General features: G+C 31.0%; 4 protein-coding genes. All 4 read right to left on the bottom strand.

What is annotated here, in order from left to right:
* A partial coding sequence (locus tag DIU01_RS13530) for an MBL fold metallo-hydrolase (RefSeq protein ID WP_290835309.1) occupies window positions 1–545 on the bottom strand: 545 nt, incomplete at its 3' end.
* Window positions 546–619: 74 nt separating this feature from the next.
* Window positions 620–1,192, bottom strand: coding sequence for a Crp/Fnr family transcriptional regulator (locus DIU01_RS13535; protein ID WP_290835311.1), 573 nt, complete (start codon window positions 1,190–1,192; stop codon window positions 620–622).
* Window positions 1,193–1,264: 72 nt separating this feature from the next.
* On the bottom strand, window positions 1,265–3,841 hold the full coding sequence (locus tag DIU01_RS13540) for a phosphoenolpyruvate carboxylase (RefSeq protein WP_290835313.1): 2,577 nt from the start codon (window positions 3,839–3,841) through the stop codon (window positions 1,265–1,267).
* Window positions 3,842–3,924: 83 nt separating this feature from the next.
* Window positions 3,925–4,404 (bottom strand): winged helix-turn-helix transcriptional regulator, encoded by a 480-nt coding sequence (locus DIU01_RS13545; protein WP_035127172.1) that lies wholly within the window; start codon window positions 4,402–4,404, stop codon window positions 3,925–3,927.
* Between the last annotated feature and the right edge of the window lie 6 nt (window positions 4,405–4,410).

Consider the following 4,410-nt stretch of genomic DNA (forward strand, 5'->3'; position numbering starts at 1 on the left):
ACAACTGAAATTTCAGGTTTTAATTGTGTCAAAACTTTGTGTACATCATCAGTATAAATGGTATCGGCACTTAAATAAATAGATTTTTCATTCGGTAATTCTATGTGAAATCCCATCACATTTCCCATTGGTTTTGCTACAAATCCGTATCCATGAACTGCTGGAATACCTTGAATTTTTCCACCTAAAAAAGGGCTTTCTTTCCAATAATCAACTGTTTGGGAAACGTTTAATCCTTTTTTCTTTAATGTAGCTTCATCTTTTATACTACAAATAACAGGAATTTGTTTAGTGCGAAGAAAATTTTCGGCTTCCTTGTCCAAATGGTCTGGATGCAAATGCGTTAGTAAACAATGTGTAGTTTTTTCAACGATATCCATTGCATTGCTTGGTAAATCTACAATAGGATTTCGTTGTGGCTTGAATCGGAAAAGTGTAAAAGTTGGTCCTGCTGTTCCTTTTTTTCCAAGCATTGGATCAACTAATATAAAATTAGCTCCGGTTTCTATGACTAAAGTGGCGTTTCTTAAATGATGTACTTTCATTATTTAATAGTTTTAAATTGAAAGTACAAAGTTGCCCAATGTTAAAATAGATTCCATTGATTGAAATCAAGAAATTAAATTCTTTTTCTAATTCTGCTCAATGTTTCGGGCGTAATTCCTAAATACGAAGCAATATGATATTGTGGAATTTCAAGTAACCAATCGGGCTTGTTTTTCATAATATCGAGATATAATTCTTCTGCAGTATTTACAAAATGATTGAATTCTTCGGTTTCCTTATTAACAACAATTCTTTGGAAAATAGTTTCAATAAATAGTTTACCACATTGATATTGGTCGGTAAATGTCAGGAATTTTTCTTTAGATAAAACTCTCAAATCTACATCGGTCAAACATTCTTGATATTTTCTTGTTGCAGTTGAATGTGTAAATGAGGAAAAATCGGTTATAAAACTTGAATTGGTGTAAAAATTAATATTCTTTTCCTTGTCGTTGGTCGCATAATATTCTCGAATAATGCCTTGGTCTAAAAATCGAAGTTCATTTTCTATAGTTCCGTTTTCTAAAATAATTTCTCCTTTTTTGTATGATTTAGTTACAAAAGTATTTACAAATTCTTCTAAACCTTCTTTATTAAAAGGAAATTCATTGCTAAAAAATAAAGATAATTTATCTGCTTCTTTCATTTTCAAATGCGCGATTTTTCTAGGTTCGTTTAATAATCATAACAAAAATAAAATAATAAAAATCCCAACGAATTAAGCCGAATTCCTGCTGGCATTTGTATTTCCAAAAAGTGACCGTGTTACTAATTTTTCATAAACTTCTAAAAGTTTAGCATCACTTCTACCCTTTTTGATTTCGTTGATTTTCATCAAAGCATATTGCTGGATTGTTAACAAAGGCAACACAATATCTTCACGCATTTTGATAGAAGCTTTTCCGTCAGGATAATTTTCCATCAATTCTTTATGTCCTGCAATTTTCAATAATAATCGTTTGGTTTCTTGAAATTCATCGAAAATTATTTGCCAAAAATCACCAAATTCAGGATCGTTTTTCATGTAGTGTGTTAGCGGAAAAAACGATTTTGCCAATGACATCATACTGTTTTCTAATAACGTTCTGAAGAATAAAGACGTATCAAATAATGTTTGAACTTTTTCCCATTGATTGGTAGTTTCAAAATGTTTTAAAGCTGAACCAACTCCAAAAAATCCCGGAACATTTTGCTTCATTTGACTCCACGAACCTACAAACGGAATCGCACGCAAATCAGCAAAATCGAGACTTTCGCTTGCATTCCTTTTGGATGGACGACTTCCAATATTGGTTTTAGAATAATAATTCAACGTACTCATTTGCTCCAAATAAGGAACAAATTTAGGATGATTTTTGAAACTCAAATATTTTTGATACCCAATTTCAGAAAGTTCGTCAATGATTTCCTTATCAGAATCGGACAAATTGATGCTTTCATTTTTATAAATCTGATTTGCAACTCCAGCACTTAAAAGATTTTCTAAATTATATCTACAAGATTCTGTTGTTCCAAAATTTGAACTAATTGTTTGCCCTTGAATAGTTAATTGAATTTCTTGATTCTCAATTTCTGAACCTAATGATGCGCAAAATTTATGTGTTTTTCCACCACCACGCGCTGGCGGACCACCACGACCATCAAAGAAAACTACTTTAATTCCGTATTTTCTTGAAATACTTGTTATGGTTTGTTTGGCTTTATAAATTCCCCAATTTGCCATCAAATAACCGCCATCTTTAGTTCCGTCGGAGAAACCTAACATTACGGTTTGCTTGTTGTTTCTATTTTTTAAATGGGCAGCGTACTCTTTATTAGTGTACAATTGCTCCATGATTTTGTCGGCATCTTTCAAATCTTCAATCGATTCAAATAACGGAACAATATCTACTGATGGATTTTCCCAATTGCATAATTTGAATAAAGCATAAGTTTCCATAACATTCAAAGCACTTTCATTGTTCGAAATTATGTAACGGTTTGCTCCTAATTCGCCATTATTTTCTTGAATTGTTTTGATAGCAAAAATAGAATCTAAAGTTTGCTTTGTCATTTCATCGTTAAACAAGTCGGAAGAAATATTTCCGGAAATTGTGGTTAGCAATTCCATTCTTTTTTCACTTGAATACGAAAAGTAATTTTTGAAATCTTCGTTACCAGTTCCGAAAGAATCAAAAATAGTTTTAATCACTTTATTGTGAATTTTACTATTCTGACGAATGTCTAGGGAAGCAAAATGAAATCCGAATAAATTGACTTTATTTATCAAATCATTGATGTCATCTAAATACAACGATTGGTGTTTTTCTATACAAAGTAACTTGATTTCATTTAGTTTATCTTTTAGTTCCGATAAAGTTATGTAAATAGTTCCTGTTGAATAAAATACAGAACGATATAATTTGTTTTCTATTTCAGCAATTATGGAATCAATTCCAGAAAATGTTAGTTTTCTTTTAAGTTTTCTAACATCCAAATAATATGATTTTAGAATTGAAGTTCTTAATCTATCTGCAACTTTTAAAGTGATTTCTGTGGTTACAAATGGGTTTCCATCTCTATCGCCACCGGGCCAAAATCCTAAATTTATTATGGAATTTGAAATAGGTTTATCCTTGAAAATATTCTTCTGAATGTATTGCAACATTTCACCAGAAGTTTGGTAAAAAACATTTTCAAGATACCAAATCAAACTCACGGCTTCATCAAAAGGCGTTGGCTTTTCTTTTTTGATAAAAGGTGTTTTTCCTAATTGCGCTAATAGTTCTTTAATTTTATTCAAATTATTATCACGAATAGCATCAGTTAAATCGGTAATTATTCCCAAAACAGAACCTGGATAAAATTGGGTTGGATGTGCTGTTAAAACGGTTCGGATATTGAAATCCTCTAGAAAAGAAAGTAATTCTTGTTTTAATTCTTTGGTATCAGCACGCTCTTTCACATCTCGAAGCGAACCTTTACCTTCCATATTATTAACTATAGGGAAAGCGGCATCTTCAATAGCATCGAATAAAACTATTTGACGTTCAACATATTGTATAAACCGAAACATCAAACCAATTTTTTCTTCTTCGGAAACATTGTCTAAATATTTCTGCGAAAATGAGTTGACAATTTCGATTGGCGTTAAATTATTTTTAAACCCACTATCACAAACTTCGCTAAAAAGTGGTAGTAAAACTCCGGTATTATCTATAGCATCAAATGGCAAAGTAATGAAAACACTGTTGTAAATGTGATACTTAGATAATACATTTTGATTGAAACGTTCTATTTTTGGTAGTGTGTACATAGAAAAAAATTGAATTTAAATATACAAAAAAACCTCAAGAATAAACTTGAGGTTTTAAAATATAGCGATATTTAACTTAAATATTAAATGTCTTTAAAAATGGTGTGCATCAAACGTTTTTTATCGTTGATACTTTCTTCAAGCGAAATCATAGTTTCTGTTCTGTAAACACCTTCGATATCATCAATCATGAAGATTACATCTTTTGCGTGTTTTGTATCTTTAGCTCTTATTTTACAGAAAATATTGAATTTTCCTGTAGTTACGTGAGCAACCGTCACGAAAGGAATTTCATTAATTCTTTCTAAAACAAATTTAGTTTGAGAGGTGTTGTTCAAGAAAACCCCAACGTAAGCGATGAATGAATATCCTAATTTTTCATAATCTAATGTTAGTGAAGAACCCATAATGATTCCAGCATCTTCCATTTTCTTTACTCTAACGTGAACAGTTCCTGCAGAAATTAAAAGTTTTTTTGCGATATCTGTAAATGGAACTCTTGTGTTATCTATCAACATATCAAGGATTTGGTGATCTACTTCATCTAAACGAAACTTACTCATATTTAC

This window comes from Flavobacterium sp., assembly GCF_003525665.1.
In the GTDB taxonomy this organism is placed as follows: domain Bacteria; phylum Bacteroidota; class Bacteroidia; order Flavobacteriales; family Flavobacteriaceae; genus Flavobacterium.